The 25,712-nt window shown below is 27.1% G+C and carries 21 protein-coding genes and 1 tRNA gene; 19 read left to right on the top strand and 3 right to left on the bottom strand.

Going from position 1 to position 25,712, the window contains the following annotated elements; translation table 11 throughout:
- Window position 1 precedes the first annotated feature (1 nt).
- The 16 genes from CRV03_RS02590 (at window position 2) to CRV03_RS02525 (ending at window position 19,286) form a co-directional block, all read left to right on the top strand.
- Window positions 2-2,194, top strand: a complete 2,193-nt coding sequence (locus CRV03_RS02590) for a type I secretion system permease/ATPase (RefSeq protein WP_129083597.1) — start codon at window positions 2-4, stop codon at window positions 2,192-2,194.
- A gap of 100 nt (window positions 2,195-2,294) precedes the next feature.
- Window positions 2,295-6,428, top strand: a complete 4,134-nt coding sequence (locus tag CRV03_RS02585) for a hypothetical protein (RefSeq protein WP_129083596.1) — start codon at window positions 2,295-2,297, stop codon at window positions 6,426-6,428.
- 53 nt (window positions 6,429-6,481) lie between these two features.
- Window positions 6,482-6,557: transfer RNA gene (locus CRV03_RS14085), tRNA-Glu, on the top strand.
- A gap of 396 nt (window positions 6,558-6,953) precedes the next feature.
- Window positions 6,954-7,139, top strand: coding sequence for an AlpA family transcriptional regulator (locus CRV03_RS02580; protein ID WP_129083595.1), 186 nt, complete (start codon window positions 6,954-6,956; stop codon window positions 7,137-7,139).
- A gap of 13 nt (window positions 7,140-7,152) precedes the next feature.
- Window positions 7,153-7,485: a hypothetical protein gene (locus tag CRV03_RS02575; protein ID WP_129083594.1), complete on the top strand. Its 333-nt coding sequence runs from the start codon at window positions 7,153-7,155 to the stop codon at window positions 7,483-7,485.
- Between the two features lie 86 nt (window positions 7,486-7,571).
- Window positions 7,572-7,925, top strand: a complete 354-nt coding sequence (locus tag CRV03_RS02570; RefSeq protein ID WP_129083593.1) for a hypothetical protein — start codon at window positions 7,572-7,574, stop codon at window positions 7,923-7,925.
- Window positions 7,918-9,303 carry a hypothetical protein gene (locus CRV03_RS02565; RefSeq protein ID WP_129083592.1) on the top strand — a complete coding sequence of 462 codons (1,386 nt, stop codon included), beginning with the start codon at window positions 7,918-7,920 and terminating at the stop codon, window positions 9,301-9,303. Before CRV03_RS02570 ends, CRV03_RS02565 begins: the two co-directional genes overlap by 8 nt.
- A gap of 102 nt (window positions 9,304-9,405) precedes the next feature.
- On the top strand, window positions 9,406-9,648 hold the full coding sequence (locus CRV03_RS02560; protein WP_129083591.1) for a hypothetical protein: 243 nt from the start codon (window positions 9,406-9,408) through the stop codon (window positions 9,646-9,648).
- Window positions 9,649-9,721: 73 nt separating this feature from the next.
- Window positions 9,722-12,418 carry a DEAD/DEAH box helicase family protein gene (locus tag CRV03_RS02555; protein ID WP_129083590.1) on the top strand — a complete coding sequence of 899 codons (2,697 nt, stop codon included), beginning with the start codon at window positions 9,722-9,724 and terminating at the stop codon, window positions 12,416-12,418.
- Window positions 12,415-13,599 carry a restriction endonuclease subunit S gene (locus CRV03_RS02550; protein WP_129083589.1) on the top strand — a complete coding sequence of 395 codons (1,185 nt, stop codon included), beginning with the start codon at window positions 12,415-12,417 and terminating at the stop codon, window positions 13,597-13,599. The genes CRV03_RS02555 and CRV03_RS02550 overlap by 4 nt, the downstream gene beginning before the upstream one ends.
- The gene (locus CRV03_RS02545) at window positions 13,596-14,747 is read left to right on the top strand and encodes a hypothetical protein (protein ID WP_129083588.1); all 1,152 of its coding nucleotides are present in this window, start codon (window positions 13,596-13,598) and stop codon (window positions 14,745-14,747) included. Before CRV03_RS02550 ends, CRV03_RS02545 begins: the two co-directional genes overlap by 4 nt.
- Window positions 14,748-14,757: 10 nt before the next feature.
- Window positions 14,758-16,230, top strand: a complete 1,473-nt coding sequence (locus CRV03_RS02540) for an N-6 DNA methylase (RefSeq protein ID WP_129083587.1) — start codon at window positions 14,758-14,760, stop codon at window positions 16,228-16,230.
- 300 nt (window positions 16,231-16,530) lie between these two features.
- Window positions 16,531-16,701, top strand: coding sequence for a hypothetical protein (locus CRV03_RS14080; protein WP_164968600.1), 171 nt, complete (start codon window positions 16,531-16,533; stop codon window positions 16,699-16,701).
- Window positions 16,638-17,597 (top strand): reverse transcriptase domain-containing protein, encoded by a 960-nt coding sequence (locus CRV03_RS14355; RefSeq protein ID WP_375153731.1) that lies wholly within the window; start codon window positions 16,638-16,640, stop codon window positions 17,595-17,597. The genes CRV03_RS14080 and CRV03_RS14355 overlap by 64 nt, the downstream gene beginning before the upstream one ends.
- A 283-nt stretch (window positions 17,598-17,880) precedes the next feature.
- Window positions 17,881-18,240: a metalloregulator ArsR/SmtB family transcription factor gene (locus CRV03_RS02530; RefSeq protein ID WP_129083585.1), complete on the top strand. Its 360-nt coding sequence runs from the start codon at window positions 17,881-17,883 to the stop codon at window positions 18,238-18,240.
- A 2-nt stretch (window positions 18,241-18,242) separates the two neighbouring features.
- Window positions 18,243-19,286, top strand: coding sequence for a permease (locus tag CRV03_RS02525; protein ID WP_129083584.1), 1,044 nt, complete (start codon window positions 18,243-18,245; stop codon window positions 19,284-19,286).
- Window positions 19,287-19,325: 39 nt separating this feature from the next.
- Here CRV03_RS02525 and CRV03_RS02520 read toward each other — a convergent pair whose 3' ends face one another.
- The 3 genes from CRV03_RS02520 to CRV03_RS02510 form a co-directional block, all read right to left on the bottom strand.
- Entirely contained in the window at window positions 19,326-20,528 is a 1,203-nt protein-coding gene (locus CRV03_RS02520; protein ID WP_129083583.1) for an IS256 family transposase, read from the bottom strand.
- 97 nt (window positions 20,529-20,625) lie between these two features.
- Entirely contained in the window at window positions 20,626-21,144 is a 519-nt protein-coding gene (locus tag CRV03_RS02515) for a hypothetical protein (RefSeq protein WP_129083582.1), read from the bottom strand.
- Between the two features lie 10 nt (window positions 21,145-21,154).
- Complete coding sequence (locus CRV03_RS02510) at window positions 21,155-22,252, bottom strand: tyrosine-type recombinase/integrase (protein ID WP_129083581.1); 1,098 nt, start codon at window positions 22,250-22,252, stop codon at window positions 21,155-21,157.
- 262 nt (window positions 22,253-22,514) lie between these two features.
- Here CRV03_RS02510 and CRV03_RS02505 point away from each other — a divergent pair, with 262 nt between their 5' ends.
- The 3 genes from CRV03_RS02505 to CRV03_RS02495 all read left to right on the top strand — a co-directional run.
- On the top strand, window positions 22,515-24,170 hold the full coding sequence (locus CRV03_RS02505; RefSeq protein WP_129083580.1) for an ATP-binding protein: 1,656 nt from the start codon (window positions 22,515-22,517) through the stop codon (window positions 24,168-24,170).
- Between the two features lie 57 nt (window positions 24,171-24,227).
- Complete coding sequence (locus CRV03_RS02500; protein ID WP_129083579.1) at window positions 24,228-24,581, top strand: response regulator transcription factor; 354 nt, start codon at window positions 24,228-24,230, stop codon at window positions 24,579-24,581.
- A 133-nt stretch (window positions 24,582-24,714) separates the two neighbouring features.
- A partial coding sequence (locus tag CRV03_RS02495) for a cbb3-type cytochrome c oxidase subunit I (protein ID WP_129083578.1) occupies window positions 24,715-25,712 on the top strand: 998 nt, incomplete at its 3' end.

Genomic DNA, 25,712 nt, shown 5'->3' with positions numbered 1-25,712 from the left:
TATGATAAATCAAAATGATAATATAGATTTTAATTCATTAAAAGAGTATGATAAACAAAACTCATTATTAGATTGTCTATCAATTTTTTGTAAAATGAATGGTAGACCTTTTTCTAGAGAATCTCTAATATCAGGGCTTCCTATTGAGAAAGATAGAAATACTCCTATTCTTTTTTCAAAAAGAAATTCAAAAGCACTTTTTTCAAGGGCTGCAAGTAAAGCTGGCTTTAAAACAAGAGTAATGAGAAGTAAACTAAAAGATATTAATTCTTTATTATTACCTTGTATTTTACTTATTGATAATACTCCTGAAGATGATAGATTAGAAGGGTGTATTCTTTTAGGTTTTGATGATGAGTTTAAAAATGCAAGAATCACGCTACCTGAAGCTCCAGATGTAGAGACTACAATCTCTATTGAAGAGTTAGAAAAAAGTTACTTTGGCTTTGCAATACTATTAAAAAAAGAGTTGTCTTTTCAAGAGAATGAATCCGCTTTATCAAGTGTAAAAGAGAGCCACTGGTTATGGGGAAGTGTGAATATTGTTAGAGATGTTTATAGAGATGTAATTATTGCTTCACTTTTAATAAACCTTTTTGTTCTTTCTACTCCACTATTTACTATGAATGTTTATGACAGAGTAATTCCAAATGATGCAAAAGATACTTTATGGTTACTTGCTATTGGTGTTGTTGTTATTTATGGAATAGATATTGTATTGAAGTTTTTAAGGTCTTACTTCTTAGAAACAGCTGCTAAGAAAACAGATGTAATTGCATCATCAATTATATTTGAGAAAGTTTTAGATTTAAAAATGTCTTCTTTACCAAACTCAGTTGGTTCTTTAGCAAATATCTTAAAAGAGTTTGAGAGTATTAGAGGATTTTTAACTTCATCCACTATTGCATTATTAATTGATATTCCTTTTATTTTTATTTTTTTAATAGCAATATATTTTATTGGGGGAGTATTAGTATTAGTTCCAATCTCAATTATTATAATAATACTTATTTATACTTACTACTCAAAAATTAAATTAGCAAATAGTATTAAAGAGTCATATGATGCTGGTTCAGATAAAAATGGTGTACTAATTGAAAGTTTGTCTTCTATTGAAACAATTAAATCTTTAGGAGCAACAGGTTATTCACAATGGAGATGGGAAGAAGCAACTTCAAAGATTGCAGATAAAAGTATTAATACTAAGATGATATCTTCTTCAATTACTACTGTAACATCATTTTTAGTACAACTAAATACAGTAGCTTTAGTAATTTTAGGTACATATTTGATTTCTGATAATAATCTTACAATGGGTGGACTTATTGCAACTATTATTATCTCTTCAAGAACTATTTCTCCAATGGGACAAGTATCTTCTTTATTGTCAACTTTCCAGCATACAAAAACTACTTACGAAGCATTAAATGAAATAATGAACTTACCAGAAGAACACCCTCAAGGGAAAAAATTTGTTGCTAGGCCTGAGTATAAAGGAAAAATTGACTTTAAAAATGTAACCTTTACTTATCCTAACTCAGATAAAGAGACTTTGAGTGATGTCTCTTTTAGCGTAGAACCAGGCGAAAAAATTGGAATAATTGGTAAAATAGGGTCTGGAAAAACTACAGTTCAAAAGTTACTTGTATCTTTATATCATCCAGAAGAAGGTTCTATTTTAATAGATAATATAGATATAAAACAATTAGATCCTTCAGAGCTTAGAAAAAATATAGCATATGTATCTCAAGATATTTTATTATTTAATGGTACCGTTAAAGAGAATATTGTTTATAGAACTCCTCATATTGATGATGACAAGATTTTAGAAGCGGCTGAAATAAGTGGTGTTTTAGATTTTGTTAATAAGCATCCAAAAGGTTTTGATATGCCAGTTGGGGAAAGGGGATCTTTCCTTTCAGGTGGGCAAAAACAAAGTATAGCAATTGCTAGGTCAATTTTATTAGCTTACCCAATTGTTTTATTTGATGAACCAACAAGTTCAATGGATAGTTCAACAGAAACTAAATTCATTAATAACATAAAAAAATATCAAGATGACAAAACTGTTATCCTTGTAACACATAAAACTTCTCTTTTAAGACTTGTAGATAGAATAATAGTACTAGAAGATGGAAAAATTGTCCTTGATGGTAAGAAAGAGGATGTTATAAAGAAACTTTCAAAAGCTTAATATTTAATACTACTTTTTATTAATATATACCAAAGTATACTTTACTAAAAAGCCATAATAATATAATATATTCTTTACAATAAGAATAAAAGGAATTATTATGGCTATTGCAAGAATATCTGACATTAGAGGTTTAGTTACAATTGGTGGAGAAGGTGAAGAAATCTTAAAAAATAGAGATTTGATTTCTGACCATGGTGGTATCTTAACTATTTCAGAGTTTGCAAAGATAATCTTTGAGGATGGAAGAGAAGTAGAAGTTACAGGACCTGTCTCTTTTAACCTAGATAGCTCTTTTTTTAATGAAGGAACTTTTGAAGACTCAATAACACAAATAAGTGACTTAGCTAGCTTAGAATACGTAAATAATATTATTGATGAAACAAATATTGAAGACATAATTATTCCATCGGAATTAGAACAAGTTGAAACTAATAATGAAATTCAAAGTGAACAATTAGATACAACTGTTGAAAATAATAATGATAATGATCCTTTAGAGACTCAAACTAATAATATAGAAAATGAGCCTATTGATATTACTAATGAACTTACTGAAGAAGAAACAGAAACTGAAAATCCGCAAGTTCCAGAAGTTGAAACTCCTGTTGAACCTGAACCAGAAATCCCAGTAGAACCTGAAGGACCAGCAGATACAAGTGTACTAGCACCAACAATCACAGTAGAAAGTACAGGAGAAGATTCAGTATATAATTCTGAAGAGCTAGGAGCAGATGGAACAGTAACAGCAACTATTTCATTACCAAGTGATGCAGCAGCAGGAGATATCTTAACAATTAATGGAGAAAACCAAACATTAACACAAGATGATATCGATGCAGGTTCAGTAACAAAAGAAGTAAACCCAGATACAACAGTAACAGCAAGCATAACAGATGCAGCAGGGAACACTTCAAGCCAAGCAAGCCAAACAGTAGCGCCAGCAGATACAAGTGTACTAGCACCAACAATCACAGTAGAAAGTACAGGAGAAGATTCAGTATATAATTCTGAAGAGCTAGGAGCAGATGGAACAGTAACAGCAACTATTTCATTACCAAGTGATGCAGCAGCAGGAGATATCTTAACAATTAATGGAGAAAACCAAACATTAACACAAGATGATATCGATGCAGGTTCAGTAACAAAAGAAGTAAACCCAGATACAACAGTAACAGCAAGCATAACAGATGCAGCAGGGAACACTTCAAGCCAAGCAAGCCAAACAGTAGCGCCAGCAGATACAAGTGTACTAGCACCAACAATCACAGTAGAAAGTACAGGAGAAGATTCAGTATATAATTCTGAAGAGCTAGGAGCAGATGGAACAGTAACAGCAACTATTTCATTACCAAGTGATGCAGCAGCAGGAGATATCTTAACAATTAATGGAGAAAACCAAACATTAACACAAGATGATATCGATGCAGGTTCAGTAACAAAAGAAGTAAACCCAGATACAACAGTAACAGCAAGCATAACAGATGCAGCAGGGAACACTTCAAGCCAAGCAAGCCAAACAGTAGCGCCAGCAGATACAGAAGCAACAATTACTGTTGATACAGAATTTGTTGAAGGTGGAGATGGCTTTACTTATGATGTCGGTAATGGTGGTAGAAATGCAAATAATATTAATGCTAACAGTACAGAGGAAGCTCTTAATGTTGCAAATGGAAATAATGGCGAAATAGGTGATTTAGTATTTGGGAATGTTAATAATTCATCATTTAATTTGGATAATACAGATGATGTGTTTGTTGTTCAAGGTAATGCAAATAATGTAAATTTAAACCTTAATGGCGGAGATAATACAGTAATATTTGAGAAAAACCCTGGAGCAATAAATATTAATGCATCATATGGAGATGATGTTCTTGTTTTACCTGGAAATCAAAATGATTACGACTTCTCTAATTTAAATGATAATAATGGAATATTAAGTGGTCAGATTTTAGGACCAAATAATACTGTTATTACTATTAATAATTTTGATGCTATTTCATTTGGAGATGGAACAAGTTTAGGAGATAGCTCAATTATACCGACAGATGGAAATGATGTTCTAGAAATTAACGGAACAACTAATGATGTTGAACCAGGACAAACTGTAAAGATAGTAGTTACTGATGAAAATAACAATAGTATTGAAACTACAGCTATCGTACAAGAAGATGGAACATACTCAACAGAAGTTGATACTGATGGTCTAGGTGGTGAGCTTTCAACTTCTGTAGAAGTTTTTGATAAGGCAGGTAATAAAGCAGAGAATAGTGATGCTATTTCTATTGATATTGAAGCAGGGGAACCTACTGTATCAATAGAAGTTGGAGATGCAATACCTACAGTAATAGAAACTGAAGTTGTAGATTCAGATGCAAATTCAGAAGCTGGAATTTATGAAAAAGATGGAAAGTTTTATCAAGAACAAGAAACAAGTGTTGTAGATGTAGAGGCTTTAAGAGAGCTTGGTTACACAATGGATAGTGATGGAAAATTCTTTAAAATAAATGAAGATGATGCAAAAGTTTTAATAGAACAAGAAAAGACTAGAGAAGTAACTAAGATAGTTGATACAGACCCAATAATGAAAGAGGCTACAGAAACAACAACTTTTGAAACAGTAGGACAAGCACATGTTGATGAAGGGGCTATAGTATACAAAAAGTCAGGAGTAAATTTTGATTTTGAACAACCTACATCAAATGTAGAGTTAAGTTTTTCAAACTTTGATACAGGAACTGCAAAAGTTAGTTTCTATGATGAAAATGGAAACCAAGTTGGTAGTTCAATAAATACTAATCATACAAATGATACTCAAGGCTATAGTGTTCCTGATGGAGCTGTGGGAGTTAGAGTATACAATAATACAGGAAGTGGTAATTTTGAAGTAGATACTATTTCATATAGAGGTGAATCAGGAGAAGTTACAGTAGAAGCTGGAGGTTTAATTCCTGATTATGAAGCAATGGCAGAAGAGGGTATTTTCTGGTCAAATACTGAGTCTAAAAATTTAGAACAGACACAAGATATCAAAAATATTGGAAATGTGGGTAATGGAAATGTAAGAGGGTTTAATCCTGAAGACCATGAACAAAGTCAAGTGTTTGACTTTGGTACTGATATGGCAAATAGAAAAGTAACTATTACTGTTGATATGCAAGTAAAAGGTAGCTGGGATAATAACTCTTCTAGTACAAATGATTACTTTAGTGTAAGTGCAAATGGACAAGAAATAGATGTAAATCATTATTCAAATAGATCATGGGGACATGAAAGTGATGATGTAGAGTATATAGGTTGGGATAATAAAGAAAACTTTACTTATGAATATGAAGTTTATTTAGATGAAAATGGTCAAGTTCAATTAGATTTTATGGTTGCATCAACTGCAAGTAATGAAGTAGTTAACATAAAAAATATTGAAGTGGATTATGAAGGTGAAACTGGATGGCAAAAAGAAGTAACAGAAACTGAAACATATACAGAAAGTGTTCTTGTAGATGCGCCAGCAGAAGAGGTTGACCCTTCTGAAATTCCTGGTGGGATACCTTATATCTCAGATGAAGTAGAAGTTGATCCAATAATGACTACAGAACAAGAAGTTGTTGAGTATACATATTCTGTAGATATTTCTTCTGCATTAAGTGATGTAGATGGAAGTGAATCATTAAGTGTAATGATTACAAATGTGCCAGAAGGTGGAGAGCTAAGTTTAGGAACAAATAACGGTGATGGTACTTGGACAATTGAAGTGCCAGAAGGGAATACTTCAATTTCAGAATCACTTACTCTTACTGTTCCTGATGAAATGGAAGATTTTGAATTAGGTGTTACTGCAACATCTTATGAAACAGTAAGTGATGATATTAATAGTGTAACTGATAGTGATCTTGTTGATATCCCTGCTGATGATGAACTTGAACTTGATTTTAATTTATTAAGTAGCTTAAATGAAGATACTCAAGATGAAGAAGAGTCTATATCTGAAGTAACTCAATTAAATCTGCAAGATATGCTTTCAAGTAATGGTGCAGATGAAAGTCTATCTTCTCTTTTAGGGGATGAAAGTTCAGAATCTAAAAGTGATAGTAATAGTTTAGAAAATAATGAAAAAAATGAATCTTCTGAAGATCAAAGTCAAGTACAAAGTGCATTTGATAAATTACAAGAGGCTAGTTCAAACTTAATGGCACAAAGTGAAAATGAAATTACAATAAGTGATGATGAACATTAATATTAAAAAAGGTCTTTTTAAAGACCTTTTTTATATAATCATTTTTCTTTTTTGACCCCGTCGTCTAGTGGCCAAGGACGTCAGGATTTCCTCCTGAAGACGGATGTTCGAATCATCCTGGGGTCGCCAACTATTTTATGGGCTTTATAGCTAATTTAAGTTTTACTAGAATTTAATCTTTCCAACCTATTTCCAACTTTGTATAGATAATTATTTAAAATAAAAATAACTTTAAATATAAAAATTAATTTTTTAAAATTATATAATATATCCTATTATTTACTTTAACTCACTTAATAAAAATGAACTTTTTTTTATTAAATGAACTTCTCTTAAACTATATTTAAGTCTCCAAAGGCCCTTAAATTGGGCATCTATTTTTTTAGACATCCTCAAAAAATAATTGTAAAATTTTCAAATAAGAACTTAAAAATCAAATAAAGGTTAATTATTATGAATAATTTAAATAATAGAAAATATGAAAGTGTTCTTCGATCAATAAATAGTAATGAACAGTATAAATATATGATTACATTCAACCAAAGAACAACTGCAAAAATAATTGGAGTAAGCGATAGCACTTTAGAAAATTGGAGACGTGAAGGTATTGGTCCTAATTTCAAGAAAATTGATAGTGGTAGAAGAGGACGAGTATTATATTTAAAAACAGATATAGCTTTGTGGTTATCACAAACAATTGAGACTCTGTAAAGGTCATATCAGTATGGAAAAAGAAAAGCTAAATAATATTGCAGATTTTACAGTTATTAAACACTTACCTCGGGTTAAGTTTAATTTATCTAATAACGACTATTGCATAGCAAGTGCAATTTATACACTAAGTCATAATCCAAGCTCAAAATTCGTTGGTTGGTACTATGGAAAAATTGAAACATTGGGAAAGAAATTTAATTTAGGAAGAAGTACTTCATACAACTGTGTTAATAAATTAATAAGTTCAGGGTTAGTAGAAAAAAATGAAGAAACAAATTTTCTCAAGACTACGAAACTTTGGTGGGATGAGTTTGAATCTATCAAATTAGTAAGAAGTAAATAGTAGTCCATTATTTGGACAAGTGTTTAAATAGTAGAAATGATAGTCCAAAAAGTGGACACATATAACTATAATTAATAAGGAAGAAGATGAAGACTACTTATGAAGATAAAATAGAGCTATTTGATAGCTTTTATGCATGGTTAAAAGAAGATGGTTTAAAGCCTTATAAAAGTGAAAGGCTTCATAGAAAAGCTATTTTCTCAAATTTGATTAATGATGAAAAATTGACATTAGAAAATTTTAAAGACTTTCTTGATTACAAGAAAATAAATGACATGATAGATAAAAGAATTATCTATAAACAAATAGACTCAATTATCATTAATATTGAGATAAAACAAAATTATTATATTATCTTAACTAAAGAGAGTAAAATTAAAGTATTGAAGAAGAATATTGATGAATTAATTGGTAAATGTATAAGAGATGAACATGGCTGATTATGTTCAAGTTCGTTTTGAAACATGTTCTTCTTCAATCGCTCAAATTAATCATGATTTTCGTTTATCAAAAGTTAGTTATTTAAGAGATAATATGTTTCATAACAAATACAAAAACTCTTACATGAAATATGATTCAAATATTGTAAAACAAAAAGTAAAAAAATCTTATAAAGAATATAATAAGATATTCAGAGAAAATCATAAAAAGAAGCATGGTAATTATAGAAATCTAACAAAGGGAAAACAATCTGATTTCCTTTCAGGGGTAATTACATTAAGCCCATCCATTAATGAAAAACTAAAAAATAAAGAACTTACTAAAACTCAACTAGAAAAATATTTTAGACAGGCAGTAAAAAACATTCAATTAGAAATTAAAAAAGCTGTAAGAGAAGATATTGAGCTTTTTTATTTTGTTATTCACTATGATGAAAAAACACCTCACCTACATTTTTCATTTGCAAATCATACAAGTCAGGGACAAAGTGTTCATATGAAACTGAAAGAGTATGGTAGAAGTAAGTTTCAAGATGCAGTAGGTGAAGCATTTAAAGAAATTAATTTTGTTCGAGGTAAACGTAAATCAACTACAAGACATTTGAAAGTAGTAGAAATGCATAAAGCAGAGTTAAATGATTTAGAAAACCAAATAAAAAAACAAATTAAAGAACTTCAATCGAAGAAAAAAGAATTAAAAAAATCATCAATAAACATAACAAAACTAAAAGTAGAGTTAGATTCCATTGATAAAGCTATCAAAACTGCTCGTATAAGCTTAAAAGATAAAGAAACTGATGTAAATAAGCTCACAGAACAAAAAGCTTTTTTAGAAGAAAAGATAAAAGATTTAGAGCCCATTGGTGATGACTATAATGTTTACAGTATTCAAGCTATTTTAGATTATGTATCACAAGTAAAAGAAATTGAAGTTAAAAAAGGATTGTTAAAAACGGAACAACAAACTCTTACTCTATTGGATAAGGATAAATTAGTAAAGATATTAAAGCCTTATAATGAGAAGCTTTTAGAAGTTAAAAATGCACCACTTATTAACAAAAAAGCTCTTGATGAAGTTAAAGAATTGAAAAAGCAACTTAGTTTATCTGAATCAAAGAAGAACTCATATCTTGGACTGAATACAAAATTAAATAATGAAGTTCAAGAGTTAACGTTAAAAATACAAGAATTAGAAGATAAGTATAGTGATTATGAAGATTATAAATCTGGTTATGAAAAAATGGATGCATTCTTAACTAAAATATCTGATATTTTAGAATGTGAAGATGAATATGAAGATATAGAAAATAGTGTACTTAAGTTAATGAATAAAGAGAATATTCATGTAAGAAAACAAAATTCCATTAGGTATCATTGATGGGGTTTCAAAAGGGGGCGACGTACCCCTTTGCTTGCTAACCTATTACTATAAGTGAGAGGTTAGTAAGTTTTATTTTCATAAAAGATAAAAAGGATTAATATGCAAATAGAAGATATAAATAGATATTTAGAAGTTAACAAAGATAATTTGAATATAAATGAGGATTCAAATTTATCTTATGTAGAAAAAGTACAATTAAAAGTTTATTTGGCAAGTTTAGAAATGAAAAAACATTTTACTAAAAAGATTGATGTTGAGTTGGAACCTATTCCTAATGAAGTTGAAGAAAATAAATCTTCTAAAAAACCAATTGGTATAAATAAAAAACATAGACTTTTATAATAAAGAGTACCTTATTATCTATATAAAAACAATATAAAGATATAATAAGAAATCTTATATATGGAACTCTCTTATGACAGAAGCACAAACAAGATTTGATTTAATAGACATAGAACTAAATAATAGTGGTTGGAATATAAATGATACTCTAAAAGTAATTCAAGAGTATGAAATAGAATTAGATGACAACTTACCTGCATTTTTTGATAAAACAAAAAGATATGTTGATTATGTATTATTAAATAAAACTGGACATATAATTGCTGTTGTTGAAGCTAAAAGAGATAATAAAGCTGTCCAAAGTGCTAAAACACAAGCTGAATATTATGCAAGAAGAATTAAAAATAAACAAGGTTTTACTCCATTTATTTATATTACAAATGGAAATGAAATAGAGTTTTGGGATAGTGAAAATGGAGTTCCAAGAAAAGTATTATCTTACCATTCATTAGAAGATTTAGAAACTTACAGAAAAAGAAATGAAAATAATATAGTTTTATCACCTGAATTACTAAATAAAAATATTGCAGGGAGACATTATCAAGTTGAAGCTATTACAAGAACACTTGAAAAATTAAATGATAAACATAGAAGTATTTTATGGGTTATGGCAACTGGAACTGGTAAAACAAGAACTATTATATCTTTGGTAGATATTTTATTAAGAGAAGGTTTTGTAAAAAGAGTTTTATTTTTAGCAGATAGAAGAGAATTAGCAAGACAAGCTATGGATAATTTCAAAGAACATTTACCAAACCAATCAAGACAAAGAATTGAAACAGAAACTTTTGAAAAAGATAAAAGGTTATATGTATCAACTTATCAAACTATGATGTCATTACTTAAAAAAACAGATATTAGTCAAGGTTTCTTTGATTTAGTAGTTGCAGATGAAAGTCATAGAAGTATTTATAATTACTATGGACAACTATTTTTAAAATTTGATGCTTTAAAATTAGGACTTACTGCAACACCTGTTGATTTTATAGATAGAGATACTTTTAAGTTTTTTGGAACTGATAGAGGTAATCCAACTTTTGCATATACATATGAACAAGCTATTGAAGATAACTATTTATGTCCTTATGAAGTTATGAATATAAAAACAAAATTTCAAGACAAGGGAATTAAATTTGATTTACTTTCAAAAGAGGAACAAGAAAAATTAAAAAACAGTGGTTTTAGTGAAGAAGATATAGATTTTGAAGGTAGTTCTATTGAGAAAATGGTTATCAATGATGACACAAATAGAAAAATACTAACCACTTTTATGGATAACTGCTATAAACACCCAATTACAAACTTACCTGCAAAAACAATTATATTTGCTGTAAGTAAGCCTCATGCATATAGATTAGAGAAACTATTTAATGAACTTTTTCCACAATACCACTCAAAAGTAGCAAAGGTTATTGTATCTGAACTAAACAATACAGAAGAACTAATTAAAGAGTTTAGGGATGTAGATAGTGGTTTTAATATTGCTATTTCTGTTGATATGTTAGATACTGGTATTGATGTTCCTTCTATTATGAATTTAGTGTTTGCAAAACCTGTATTTAGTAGAGCTAAATTTTGGCAAATGATAGGAAGAGGAACAAGACTATATGATGAAGTTTTCACAAAAGAAAAATTTGTAATATTTGATTTTTGGGGTAATTTTGAATACTTTAATGATAAGCCAGAAGGTTTTGAACCAAAAGAACAAATCTCTTTAAACAGAAAAATATTTAATGAAAATATACAACTACTTAAAAACTTAGATAATGAAGAGTTTGAATATGTAAAAGAAGAGATAAGAGAACAAATAAACTCTTTACCCAAAGAAGACTTCTTTATAAAATCAAAAGCAACACTTTTATCAAATGTAAATGAAGACTTTTACAATAACCTTAAATCAAACCTTTTAGCACTTGGAAATATATCTGAACTAATTGATAGAATAGAAGTAAAAGAACCACAAGAATTACAATTTAGAGTGAAAGTTAAAAAACTTCAAAATGTAAAAATCAAAAATGATACAAAACTAATAGAGAAATATATCAACTCTATTTTAAATGATATAGAAAGAGTTAGAATTAATAAATCACTAACAATAGTAAAAGATAATTTAGAACTATTAGATAAATGTAGTGATGGAAAGTATTGGTTTGAAATAGATTTTAACACTACAAATGAAATAACTGATAAATTAGCTCCTTTAATGAAATATAAATCAAAAAATGAAGTTCAAGTTGTTCATTTTGATTTAGAAGATGCAATTTCAACTATTACAGATATTGAAATAAATCACCCATCAGTAAATATAAAAGAGTATGAAAAAAGTTTATTAGAAACTTTACAAAAGATAATAAACCAATCTGAAACTTTACAAAAACTATTTATTGGTGCTCCACTTGATAATGAAGATATAGAAAACCTAAAAAATGATTTAATAAAACAAGGTTTAGATACTGAACAACTATGTAAGATATTTGATTGTAAATCAAATGATATGGTTGAGATTTTAAGCAATATCATCAATAAAAAAGAGTATAAACTTCCTTTTTTACTTGATAAATTTATAGAAACACATACATTAAACTCAAATCAAATTGAGTTTATAAAAGCTATAAAACACTATATAAAAGAAAAACATAATATTACAAGAAAAGATTTAATGCAAAACCCATTTACAAAATATCATAAAATGGGAATATTAGGAATGTTTAAAGGTAGCCTAATGAATGAACTAGTTGAGATAATAGATGACAAGGAAACTGCTGTATGATAGATACAATAAGTAATCATATTTTTAATCCTATTAGTGGAGAATGGGGTAAAGATATTGATGATGCTGATAAAAATAAAAGATATGTATTAAGAACTACAAACTTTACAAATATTGGAAAATTAAAACTTGATGATATAGCAGAAAGATATATTGAACCGAAAGTATTTGATAAAAAAAGATTAGAATATGGAGATATAATAATTGAAAAATCAGGTGGAAGTGATACAATTCCAGTTGGAAGAGTTGTGTATTTTAATATAAAAGATAATAATTATACTTGTAATAATTTTACAAGTATTATAAGATGTAAAGATAGTTTGAATTCAAAATATTTATTCTATTCACTATATTTTAATCATAAAAAAGGAATTACTTCTTATTATCAAAATAAAACAACAGGTATTAGAAATCTTCAACTAAAAAGATATATTGACACAACAATTTTAATCCCACCACTTCAACAACAAGAAAAAATAGTAAAAGTTCTTGATTTAACTTCAAATCTAATAGAAAAACAAAAAGAACTTTTAGAAAAATATGATTTATTTTTAAAATCAAAGTTTATTGAAATGTTTGGAGACCCAATTAAAAACCCTATGGAGTGGGAAACTGAAAAATTAGGTAAATTAGCTGATTGGAAAGGTGGAGGAACACCTTCAAGAAAAAAACCTGAATATTTTGATGGAGATATTCCTTGGATTACTACAATTTCATTAGGAAAAATTTACATAAATGAAGAAGATGCAGTTGAATTTATTACAAATGAAGCAGTAAATAATAGTGCTACTAAAATTATTCCTAAAAATTCTATTATAATTGGAACAAGAGTAGGAGTAGGAAAAGTATCAATAAATAAATCAGAACTTTGCACTAATCAAGATATTATGTCAATGACAAATATATCAACTAACTTATCAAACATATTTTTATATTTCTTTATAAATTATTACAATGATTTTCTAAAATCACAACAAAGAGGTGCTACAATTCAAGGTATTACTGGACCAGTATTAAAAGACTTAGATACTATTTTACCACCAATAGAACTACAAAATAAATTTGCTTCAATAGTTGAAAAATGTGAGACAATAAAAGAAAAAGAAAATCAAAAACTAAAACAACTTGAAGATTTACATAACTCTTTAATGCAAAAAGCTTTCAAAGGGGAAATAGTTTGAATATTGATAAAATTATTGAAATTATCAAACTATTTAAACCAAGTTTTTACAATAAAATAACTTGGACTATTGTGATTGCAGGACTTGCTTTACTTGGAACACCACTATTTGAAAAAATATTAAATGCTATTTTAGAAAAAGAATATAGCATTACAATTACTGATGACAAAGATAGTTTAATTGGAGTTTTATTAGTTGTTATTGCATTGATTTACAGTTTAATCACTTCATATTTTGAAAAATACCTATTACATAAACAAGCTAGCTTAGAAAAAAAATCAATTATTGAAAAAGATAATATTCTTTTTAATAAATTTTTAAAAGAACTTCCATCAAATGGAAGTATTGAATTTTTGAAAACTCATTCTTTTGGAGATAGTTTTCAACTTGAAGAATTAAGACAAATTATGGATTTTCAATGTGAATGGAATAATGCTGAATATGAATTTATAAATGAAGATTTAGAAATAATTAGAAAAGAACTATATGAAAATATTAGTAAATTTATTTATAAAAATAGTATGGGCAGTTATTCTCAAAGAAATGGCTGGTTTTCAACTATTCCAGATAATTGTCAGGGTGAATGGGATTTACCAAAACAAGTTATTGAAAAAATTGAAGAAATGAATGATTTAGCTAATAAAGTTGTTGAATCACATCAAGAATTAGTTAGATTAGGAAGAAGAATCTTAAATATTAGTAATTTAAATAATCAAAATAATATAAGTAAAGAAAAATATATAAAAAAAGATAAAGAATTATTTGAAAAATTTTTATTATGTTTGCCAACAGAAGGAACAATAGAATTTATCAGACATAATGATTTTTATAATATGTTTAGAGATTCAAAAATAGAACCTTTACATAAAATTGTTAGATTTTGGAATAGTGCTGAATATAAATTTCTGAATGAAAACATTGAAATTTATAAGTTAAATCTTATAGAAAAAATAAAGCTTTTTTTAGAAGAAATTAGTGATAAAACTTTTTATATAAATGATGAATTTGAATTTAGACAATTAAATAAAAAATACAATTCATATGAGCAGAATATGAATAATGCAAAAGTTTTAAATAATTTAGCAGATGATGTGTATAAGGCACATCAAGAATTTATTATAGAATGTAATAAAGAACTTAATAAGTAAAAGGTAAAAAATGTTCGTAAGAAGTGAAGTAAAAAGTAAAATTGATAGTATTTGGAATAAATTTTGGAGTGGTGGAATTGCTAATCCACTTGATGCAATACAACAAATAACAGCACTAATATTTTTAAAACTTTTAAATGAAAATGATAATAAAGCTATTTTACAAAGTTCATTTACTGGTGAAAAATATGTATCGCTTTTTGAAAATGACAAAATGGCTAAGTGGGATAACTTTAAAGAGTTAGATAGTGAAACTATGCTTGAAACAATTAGAGATGAAGCATTTCCTTTTATCAAAAAATACAATGAAGGAAGTGAGTTTAATAAATCACTTAAAGATTTAGCATTTATTATTACAAAACCATCATTATTAAGTGAAACGGTTGATGGAATTGACCAAATATTTGATATATTAGAAGAAGATGAAGAGGGGTTTATGGATAGCTTAGGAGATATGTATGAATATCTTTTAAGTGAAATATCTTCAAGTGGTAAAAATGGACAATTTAGAACTCCTAGACATATTATTCAAATGATAACTTCTCTTGTAAATCCTCAAATTGGTGAAAAAGTATTTGACCCAAGTTGTGGAACAGCAGGATTTTTAGTAAGTGCTTATTCTCATATGCTTCAACCATATACTGAAAAAGGTGGAAAATTAGGAGCTAATTTAACAGATACTAACTTATGGGAAAAACTATCAAATGAAACATTCTATGGAAATGACAGTGATATTTCAATGATTAGAATATCAATGATGAATATGATGTTGCATGATATTTCTAACCCTCATATAAAACAAGCTGATACACTTTCAAAAGGTTATAATGAAAAAGATATGTATCAAGTAGTTTTAGCTAATCCACCATTTAAAGGAAGTATTGATAAAGAAGACCAAAATGAGAACTTCTCTATTACTTCAACTAAAACAGAACTTCTATTTTTAGATTTAATTGAAAGGGTTTTAGATATTGGTGGTAGATGTGGGGTTATTATCCCTGATGGTGTTTTATTTGGAAGTAGTAAAGCACATAAGACATTAAGAAAAAATCTTTTAGAAAAAAATGAATTAAAAGCAGTGATTAAAATGCCAAGTGGTGTATTTAAACCTTATGCAGGAGTATCAACAGCTGTTTTAGTTTTTGTAAAAGGTGGAACTACTTCAAAAGTTTGGTTCTATGATATGGAAGCAGATGGATATAGTTTAGATGACAAAAGAAATAAAATTGAACAAAATGACATACCTGATATTTTAGAACAATATACTAAAAAAGATACTGAAGATTATAAAGAAACTAAAAAACATTTCTTTGTTGATATAAAAGATATTAAAGATAATGATTTTGATTTATCAATCAATAGATATAAAGAGATTGAATATGAAGAAGTTGAATATGCTCCAACAGAAGATATTTTGTCTGAAATTGAGAGTTTATCAAGTGATATAAATAAAGATTTAGGTGAGTTAAAAAGTCTTATTTAATACTTGTGAAAAATAACTATTTTTGGTATAATATATTTATGCTTCATTAAAGAAACTTATGTTTCAGTGCTTAATAAGCCAAGGTTTTTAACCTAACTTGTTATTGGGGAACAAATTGATTTATAGATAATGTTATAGTTATCCTTAAAATCTTAAAGTAATCTTCCAATAAACCTTAATGTGTCCCATAGATAACCTATAAATTCTTGGAGCACTTAAAGGTCATTATGGTATCTATTGTAATTTATAAAATTTAGGAGCACACTGCATTTGCAGGAGATTTTATGAAAGGAGATAGATATGAAAGATTTTTTTAAAACTATTTTGAAAAAACTAATTGCTCACTATTTAGTTGAGACAATTCAAGCTGTAATGGCTTTACTTTATATGAAAAAGAGGATTATAAAATTAAGTATCAATGTTCTCTTTACAACTGTAAATCAGAGAGGAAACTCTCTGCTTACTTACTAATTAGTGATTTTAACTATTATAAAAAACTAAGAAAAGATTTTAAAAATAATCCTTGTTCAGGTTATAAATACTTTGATAAAATTGAAGAAACTAATAGAGAATATTTTAAATGTCTTCCAAAAACAGAATATATTCATAAAAGATTAAAAAAACTTTTTGATAATTTACCAAAAGAAGAATATTTAAAATCAGGTATAAAAAAACAATCATATATTACAAATGCAAAATCTCATATAGAAAGTAATCATTTTTTTCTTATTGATATAACAAGATTTTTCCCTTCAATTACAAAGAAATATATTAAAAAAGAATTGATTTTAACTTATAAACAATCAAGTGATGTTGCAGAATTTATTTCAAATGCCATAACAGCACCACAAAAAAAATCAAATGGAATGAGAGCACTAATTACTGGTAGTCCATTAAGTCAATATTTTTCATATGTTATAAATAAAAGAATGTTTGATGAACTTTATGATTTAGCAAAAAGTCAAGGAGTTAAGTTTTCTGTTTATGTTGATGACATTTCTTTTTCTTCAAATAATATTATAAGTCATAATTTTTTGAGAAAAGCCTTTTATATAATAAAGAGTAATGGTTTTGATATCAGTAAAAACAAGCCTGATAAGAAGAAATTTTATAGGGGTAAAATTGGTATAAATTCTATTATTACTGGTGTTGTAATGACAAAAGATGGAATGTATATTCCAAAATCAAGAGAGAATAAAATTAAAATTCAATTAGAAGAACTTCAAAGAATTAAAAAATCTACTATTGAATTTAAAAAACTTTATGAAAAAACAATATCTTCTATACACCAAGCTATACAAGTAAATTCTTTATATGAAAAATATTTGATAGAAATTCAACAATTAAAAAATAATTTTACAAATTAAAAAAAATGATATATCATTTTAAACACTTGAAGCAATACATTTTCTCGATTAAATACTACATTTTATAAAAGGATGTTTTTCTTTTTATAATAAATTAAGGAAGTGTAAAATAGTTTTAAAAAAGAAGGAGACTGTTTAGAGTTTTGTGTCAAATCCTGATAGTTGAATAAAACTATATCATATTCATAATTATTTGTAAATTTAATTCCACAAATAATAAATCAACTTGACAAACATATTTTATTATATTAGAATATTCTAATATAATTATATTGGAGTTTATATGAGTGAAGAATGTTATAGAGAGTCAAGTAATATCAGTGAAGTTGAAAAAGCTAAGAGTTTTATTTCTGATAATCATTTAGAGATAGAAAAAGAATCAGAAAAATTAGCACTACTGTCAAATAGTGTTAGACTAAAAATTGTATTACTACTTAAAAACTTCAATAAACTTTGTGTATGTGACATTGGTGAAATATTAGAAGTTAATCAATCTGCAATTTCACAACACCTTAGAAAATTAAAAGATGGTGGAATATTGAATAAATCAAGAGAAGGTTTAACTATTTACTATTTTATTGATGAAGTGAATAACCCTGATTTAATAGGTTTATTAGAAAAAATATTTTTATTCAAGGAATAAGTATGGAATTTATATTAAATTTTTTGCAAAGCTTTTGGGAACTATCAGTAATGATAGGTCTATATGTTTTAATTGGATTAATTTTTGTAGGAATAATCCACCTATATATTTCAGAAGATTGGATTAAAAAACATTTAGGTGAAGATAATAAATATAGTGCTTTAAAAGGGGCATTATATGGTATTCCTCTTCCTCTTTGTTCTTGTGGTGTAATACCTTTGGCTACAAGTTTAAGACAAAAAGGTGCTTCTAAAAAAGCTGTGACAAGTTTTTATATTACTACTCCAATGACTGGAATTGATTCAATTATAGCTACATATGGAGTATTTGGTCTTCCAGTGGCAATAATTAGAGTTATTTCAAGTTTCATTAGTGGAGTTGTCGCTGGTAGTTTTGTAAAAGAATCATATGATGACATTCAAGAAGAAGAGAAAAAGTCTTGTTGTAGTTCTTCTTGTTGTGGTTCTTCTTCTAATGAAGTAGTAAAAGAGAGTCAATTTAAAAAAGCATATGATTATGCAATGAATGAAGTTTTTAGTGATTTAGCCAAACCAATGTTTTATGGGCTAATATTAGCAACTTTATTTTTACTTTTAATTCCAAATAATGGGGTTGAATTTTTAAATGATAATTTGTTTATCGCTTATGCATTAGTTTTTTTAGTTGCATTACCTTTATATGTATGCTCTATTTCAGCCATTCCTATTGCTTTATCAATGTTAGCAGTTGGAGTAAGTCCTGGAGTAGCTTTTATTTTTTTAGCAGCAGCTCCTGCTACAAATATCATTACAGCAGGGATTATAAAGAAAATTCTTGGAAATGATGTCTTAATAATATATCTTATCTCAATTATTGTAGTCACTGTTTCATTTGCATTAATGATTGATTTTGCATTTCCAAAAGAATGGTTTGTTTATACATTAGATAGTTTAGAAAGTGAATCAAAATCAATACTTGATATAGGTGGTGCTATTATATTTTTAGTCACTATGTTTTATTTTGTTGGTAAGCAATGGATTAAGTCTATATCTTCAAAAAAGAATTAAAGTAGCCATCTAAAAAAGATGGCTATTATACTTATAGTTTTAAATACTCAATTGATTATCTAACCTACCTTCAAAAAATATTGTAAGTTGAGAGATTGTAAGAGACCAATTCCTAACTGGCATAGTCCATTTTTTATTTGCATTCTGAATTCCCATATACAATAGTTTTAAAAGTGAATTTTCATTTGGAAAAGCTCCTTTAGTTTTAGTAAGCTTTCTAAATTGCCTATGTATTGATTCAATAATATTTGTAGTATAGATAATTCTTCTAATATCTTCAGGATATTTAAAATAGGCAGATAAGTTTTCCCACTTGTTTTTCCAAGATTGAATTACAATAGGGTATTTTTTACCCCACTTATTTTCAAGTTGAACTAATGCTTCTTCTGCTGATTCTTTTGAAATAGCTTGATAAATAAGTTTTAAATCTTTCATAAACTCTTTTTGGTTTTTTGAAGCAACATATCTAATTGAATTTCTAATTTGATGAACAATACATAGTTGTATTTCAGTATTAGGAAATATAGCATTTATAGCTTCTGGAAATCCTTTTAAACTATCTATTGAAGCAATAAGTATATCTTCTACTCCTCTATTATTTAAATCAGTTAAAACCTGTAACCAAAAATTAGCTCCTTCATTTTCTGACAGATATAATCCTAATATCTCCTTTTTACCATTTAATCCAACTCCTAAAACAGTATAAACAGCTTTAGATATATATCTTCCATTATCTTTAATCTTATAGTGTATTGCATCAAGCCACACAAAGGGGTAGATTGATTCAAGTGGTCTTTGTTGCCATTCTTTTAATAATGGTATAACTTTATCAGTAACAGCACTTATTGTAGCTTTAGAAAAACTCATTCCATACATTTCTTCAATATGTTCAGATATTTGACTATAACTATTTCCTAAAGCATACAAAGATAGAATTTTTTGTTCTATATTATCTGACATATGAGTTTGATGTTTTTTAACTATTTGAGGCTCATAAGAACCATTTCTATCTCTTGGAACATCAAGTTCAAATTCACCAACACTACTTTTCATAGTTTTAATAGATTTACCATTTTTTCTATTTTTATTTATCTCAGAAGTTAAATGAGACTCAAGTTCAGCTTTTAATACAGCTTCTGTAAGTTGTTTAATAAGAGGAGCTAAGACTCCATCTTTACCATCTATTTTTGAACCTGCTTTTATTTGTTCAAGTGCTTCATTTAAATCAAATGTTTGATTCATTGTTCAATCCTTTAGAATTATAAATTCTATCAGACTGACACAAAATTTCTAACACTCCCAAAAGAAGATATATAAATCATATCTATACTTTTTAAATTTATTGATAATACAATATCAGTTTATCATCTTCTGTTTCATTATCTATAACTCCAATTATAGGATTGTAATCCCGAAAAGTATTTTCAGTTAGTACTTTTATATAGTTATTTAAATCTAAAAGTGATTTCTTTTTTTGAATATTAAATACCATTATTATATTCTTTGATTTTGTATCTAAAGCCTTTTTATTGAAATCATTAATATTTACAATTAATTTTTTTATTGGATTCATTTTCCCAAATAGAAAAGTTAAATCATATTCATCAGGGTTTAGCTCTGATGATTCTTTTATAAGCTTGAAATCTCTATCTAACTTGATTAAAGTATCATAGTTTCTAAATTCTTCCTTTAAGTAAATACTATGATCAATATAATCATTAATTTCTTTAAATCCACATTCAGAACATGTAAAATCAAAGTTATTTTTTAATACGATAGCTTTAATATTACAATGTGGACAAACCCAATTCATGTAAATAGTCTCATTTATAGTACTTGAATTTTCATTATAGTTCATGATTTACCTTTTAGTATAAATTTTTAATTGCTTCTCTTCCACTATCAGGAGATAGTTTTGCATATCTTAAAGTCATTTTTATATCTTTATGATTCATAAGTTTCTGAATTGTAAAAATAGGTGTTCCATTTATTGCTAAGTGACTTGCAAATGTATGTCTAAGTGTATGAAATACTATTTTATTTTTTCTATCATTCTCTTCAATATCATTATTAAACAAATTATCTAATAATGCTCTTAATCTCCGCTCAGGATTTGAAATAAAGAGTTTATTCCTAATATCATGGTTTATAATGTAGTTCTCTAGTAATTGACTTAATTCCTTTGTTAAAAAAGCTTTATAGGTACTTTTATTTTTAAAGTCTTTAAGTGTTAGCAGCTCATGGGTAAAATCAATATCATTCTTTTGTATGTTTAATATTGATGATAGTCTTGCTCCAGTATTCAATGCAATTTTATATATTAGGTATAAAACATCATCATCTTTAGAACTTTCAAATAAAGTATTTATTTCTTCTTTTGATAAAAACCTTTCCCTTGCATTATCTATTGAAAAAAGTTTTACATACTTTGATACATCATTTTTAACAAAGTCATTTTTTACTCCATATTTGATAATTGTTTTAAATAGGTTTAGAATATTGTTAATTGTCTTCTCTGCAAGTTTTTTATTGTTTTTGGAATAGGTTACACTTTGTAGATACTTTGAAAAGCTATCAATATTTGTTTTATTTAAATTATCAATATCTATATTATTGAAAAAGACTTTAATATATTTGTTGTAGTTTGATTTATCTGTCAATGTACTTCTAGTGTCATTTCTTTGCTCAAAATAAGACTCTGCAATTTTTTCTATAGTTTGTATAGATTTCTTTTTTTTCTTTGATATAGCAGGTGGTTCTTCTCCTATTCGTTGCTTAGTAATTATTTCATTTCTTATTTGATTGCAATAGTTTTCTCTAAAACCTTCTGAGTATTTTCCAATCTTTTTTTCAACAGTTTTATTTTGTTCATTCTTATATGTTATATAATATGTTTTGTCAGGTTTACCATTTGTTTTTGACTCTCGATAATAAATACCAGTAAGTCTAGTTTTTATTCTTGACATTTTCCAACCTATTTCCAACTCAATTTTAATATTTATTGAATTATATAAGTTTTATTGGAAAAAGTCAAACTCTTTAAAGACCTATATAATAAGGTATGTTGAGTAGTATTTTAATATTTAAGGATTATTGAAAAATATACTAGATAAGGATTTCCTCCTGAAGACGGATGTTCGAATCATCCTGGGGTCGCCAACTATCTAATCTTAATTTTTTTAATCTATATTTATATTAAGTAAACATTATTTAGGTTAATATATTCAAATGAAAAAGAAATATATAAAACTAAATCCTTTGATTACGAGTATTGTCTCAATATTTGTTGTTATGGTACTATCTATTACAAGTTATAAATTTTTTATTAAAAGTTTTGAAGAGTTAGAAAGTGAACAAAATATAAAAAATCTATCTTCTTCTTTAGACATTATAAACAAAAAACTTTCTTATATTGATTCCATTATCAATGACTATGCAAAATGGGATGACACTTATGATTTTATTCAAAACAAAGACCAGTCTTATATTTATGAAAACTTCAGAGAAGGAACAAACACCCTTGAAGAGTTAGAAATAGATTTTATAATATTTACAAATTTAAAAGATGAGATACAATTTACTTCAACTGTCCTAAATAAATATTATAAAGATAACAGACATTTAGTAGAAAATATTTTAGCTGAGTTTTCTGAAAGAAAAGAGTTTGTTACTATATATAAAGATAAAATCAAAGATGATAAAGACTTAAGTAAAAACAAGTTTTATTTAGTAAAAAGAGCTATTTCAAATAGTGATAGTACTGCAAAAGTAAATGGATATATTTATGCAGGAAAGTTAATTTCAAATTCAACACTTGATAGTATAAAAAAAGTTTTTAATGAAGTGAAAATCAATGAAGATACTTATTTAGATAATGACATTACATTACAGTCAGAATACCTAAAGAATGTAAAAGTAAAAGTAGCTGCAAATGATAGTTGTTCATGTCTAGAAAATACTATACAAATATACGATGATAAAAATAATTATTCTATGTCATTAATAACTCAAAATAAAAGAGCTTTAATTGAAAAGGGAGAAAATACAATATTTTACTACAATCTTATTATTTCTCTTTTTGTATTTATTGTTTTATTCTTGATTTTTAGAAATCAAAGGTTTTTAGAAAACTATAATAAAGAGCTTGAAAATGAAGTAAGTGAAGCTATAAATAGTCTTCGAGATAAAGATCAGCTTCTTTTCCAGCAATCTAAACTTGCTTCTATGGGAGAGATGATTGGAAATATTGCCCATCAATGGAGACAACCTTTAAATACTTTAGGTCTTTTAATTCAAAAGATTGAAATAAAGTACCAAACAAATAGTTTAGATGAAAAAGCATTAAGTGATATAGTTGAAAAGAGTAAACTGCTTACAAATAATATGTCTGAAACTATTGAAGACTTTATGAGTTTTTTCAATCCAAAAGTAAATAATGAACTTTTTCATATAGATGATATTTTAAGTAAAACATTAACTCTTTTTTCTGCAAGAAACAACTTATGCAAAATAAATCTTGAGAATAAATTAACTTCAAAAAAGAGTATAAAAGGCTCTAAAAATGGTCTTATTCAAGTTTTATTAAATCTTTTATCAAATGCTTCTGATAGTATGAAAGATAAAGAAGAGTGTGTTATTGATTTAACTTTGGAAGAGGATGATAATCATCTTTATATCTTTGTTAAAGATTATGGTTCAGGGATTGATAAAGAACTTATTGAAAGAATTTTTGAACCTTATTTTACAACAAAATTTAAATCACAAGGAATAGGTATAGGACTTTACATGTGTAAGATGGTTATAGAAGAGAATATGAAAGGTTCTTTAATAGCTCAAAATGATAAAGATGGAGCTATTTTTAAAATAACTTTATCATATAGCTAAAGTATTTAAAAGTAATAAGAATATATAATATAAATAATATCTTTTTAGGAAGTAGTTATGATAACAAAAGTATTGTATGTTGAAGACAACTATGATGTTTCTGAAATAATGAAAGATATGTTAGGTGCTTTTTTTGAAGAAGTTTATGTTGCTAAAGATGGGGTAGAGGGCTTAGAACTTTACAAAAAATATGAACCTGAACTGGTTATTAGTGATGTATTAATGCCTAGAATCAATGGAATTGAATTAATAAAAGAGATTCGTAAAGCTAATGAAAATACTAAAATAATACTAATAACAGCAGATAATGATGAAGAATATTATCTAGAAGCTAAAAAACTTAATGTAATAGGGTATTTTAAAAAACCTTTTGATTTTTCTGAACTTCAAAACCTTTTTAATAAACTATAGTTAAATCTCTTATTTTCTACTTTTAAATCTAATAGTTTATCCCATAATCCTAATTTTATAATATAAATAAAAATTTTATATACCACTAAGTTGACACTATTTAAAAATATAATCCTTTCAATAAAGGAGAAATATGAAAAGTTATACAAAAATCGAGTATGATTACTCTATTGTAAAACTATTTACAATGACAACGATTTTGTTTGGTATCATAGGTATGACTATTGGTGTTATACTAGCGTTTCAACTTGCATTCCCAGGTTTAAATAACCTAGCAGGTGAATATGGTACTTTCAGTAGATTAAGACCTTTACACACAAATGGTGTTGCGTTTGGTTTTACTCTTAGTGGTATCTTTGCGTGTTGGTATTATATCGGGCAAAGAGTATTAAAAGTATCTTTAAAAGAATCACCATTCTTAATGGGTGTAGCTAAATTACACTTTGTACTTTACTTCATTACTATTCTTTTAGCTGTAGTAACTCTGTTTATGGGTATTACAACATCAAAAGAGTATGCTGAATTAGAATGGCCTTTAGATATTTTAGTTGTTGCATGGTGGGTACTTTGGGGAGTATCAATTTTTGGTTTAATTGGAGTTAGAAGAGAGAGAACTCTATATATTTCAATTTGGTACTTTATAGCAACCTTCCTTGGAATAGCTATGTTATACCTATTTAATAATATGGAAGTTCCAACTTATTTTGTATCTGGATATGGTTCATGGATTCACTCAGTATCAATGTATGCTGGTACAAATGATGCTATTGTTCAGTGGTGGTATGGACATAATGCAGTTGCCTTTGTATTTACAGTTCCAATTATTGCTATGATTTATTATTTCTTACCAAAAGAGTCAGGACAAAATGTTTACTCTTATAAATTATCAATCTTAGCATTCTGGGGTCTATTATTTGTATATTTATGGGCAGGTGGACACCACTTAATTTACTCAACAGTTCCAGATTGGATGCAAACAATGGGATCTGTAATGTCAGTAGTATTAATTTTACCATCATGGGGATCAGCAATTAATATGCTTTTAACAATGAAGGGTGAATGGCAACAATTACAATCAAATACTCTGATTAAGTTCATGGTTTTAGCATCAACATTCTATATGTTATCTAC

The sequence above is a fragment of the Arcobacter sp. F155 genome (assembly GCF_004116455.1).
In the GTDB taxonomy this organism is placed as follows: Bacteria; Campylobacterota; Campylobacteria; order Campylobacterales; family Arcobacteraceae; genus Halarcobacter.
This window is presented reverse-complemented; position numbering and strand designations above follow the sequence as displayed.

Excerpts from the sequence above, each read along its gene's own strand:
- CRV03_RS02590 (WP_129083597.1), top strand. The coding sequence starts at position 2 with ATGATAAATCAAAATGATAATATAGATTTTAATTCATTAAAAGAGTAT.
- CRV03_RS02585 (WP_129083596.1), top strand. The coding sequence starts at position 2,295 with ATGGCTATTGCAAGAATATCTGACATTAGAGGTTTAGTTACAATTGGT.
- CRV03_RS02580 (WP_129083595.1), top strand. The coding sequence starts at position 6,954 with ATGATTACATTCAACCAAAGAACAACTGCAAAAATAATTGGAGTAAGC.
- CRV03_RS02575 (WP_129083594.1), top strand. The coding sequence starts at position 7,153 with ATGGAAAAAGAAAAGCTAAATAATATTGCAGATTTTACAGTTATTAAA.
- CRV03_RS02570 (WP_129083593.1), top strand. The coding sequence starts at position 7,572 with ATGAAGACTACTTATGAAGATAAAATAGAGCTATTTGATAGCTTTTAT.
- CRV03_RS02565 (WP_129083592.1), top strand. The coding sequence starts at position 7,918 with ATGGCTGATTATGTTCAAGTTCGTTTTGAAACATGTTCTTCTTCAATC.
- CRV03_RS02560 (WP_129083591.1), top strand. The coding sequence starts at position 9,406 with ATGCAAATAGAAGATATAAATAGATATTTAGAAGTTAACAAAGATAAT.
- CRV03_RS02555 (WP_129083590.1), top strand. The coding sequence starts at position 9,722 with ATGACAGAAGCACAAACAAGATTTGATTTAATAGACATAGAACTAAAT.
- CRV03_RS02550 (WP_129083589.1), top strand. The coding sequence starts at position 12,415 with ATGATAGATACAATAAGTAATCATATTTTTAATCCTATTAGTGGAGAA.
- CRV03_RS02540 (WP_129083587.1), top strand. The coding sequence starts at position 14,758 with ATGTTCGTAAGAAGTGAAGTAAAAAGTAAAATTGATAGTATTTGGAAT.
- CRV03_RS14080 (WP_164968600.1), top strand. The coding sequence starts at position 16,531 with ATGAAAGATTTTTTTAAAACTATTTTGAAAAAACTAATTGCTCACTAT.
- CRV03_RS02530 (WP_129083585.1), top strand. The coding sequence starts at position 17,881 with ATGAGTGAAGAATGTTATAGAGAGTCAAGTAATATCAGTGAAGTTGAA.
- CRV03_RS02525 (WP_129083584.1), top strand. The coding sequence starts at position 18,243 with ATGGAATTTATATTAAATTTTTTGCAAAGCTTTTGGGAACTATCAGTA.
- CRV03_RS02520 (WP_129083583.1), bottom strand. The coding sequence starts at position 20,528 with ATGAATCAAACATTTGATTTAAATGAAGCACTTGAACAAATAAAAGCA.
- CRV03_RS02515 (WP_129083582.1), bottom strand. The coding sequence starts at position 21,144 with ATGAACTATAATGAAAATTCAAGTACTATAAATGAGACTATTTACATG.
- CRV03_RS02510 (WP_129083581.1), bottom strand. The coding sequence starts at position 22,252 with ATGTCAAGAATAAAAACTAGACTTACTGGTATTTATTATCGAGAGTCA.
- CRV03_RS02505 (WP_129083580.1), top strand. The coding sequence starts at position 22,515 with ATGAAAAAGAAATATATAAAACTAAATCCTTTGATTACGAGTATTGTC.
- CRV03_RS02500 (WP_129083579.1), top strand. The coding sequence starts at position 24,228 with ATGATAACAAAAGTATTGTATGTTGAAGACAACTATGATGTTTCTGAA.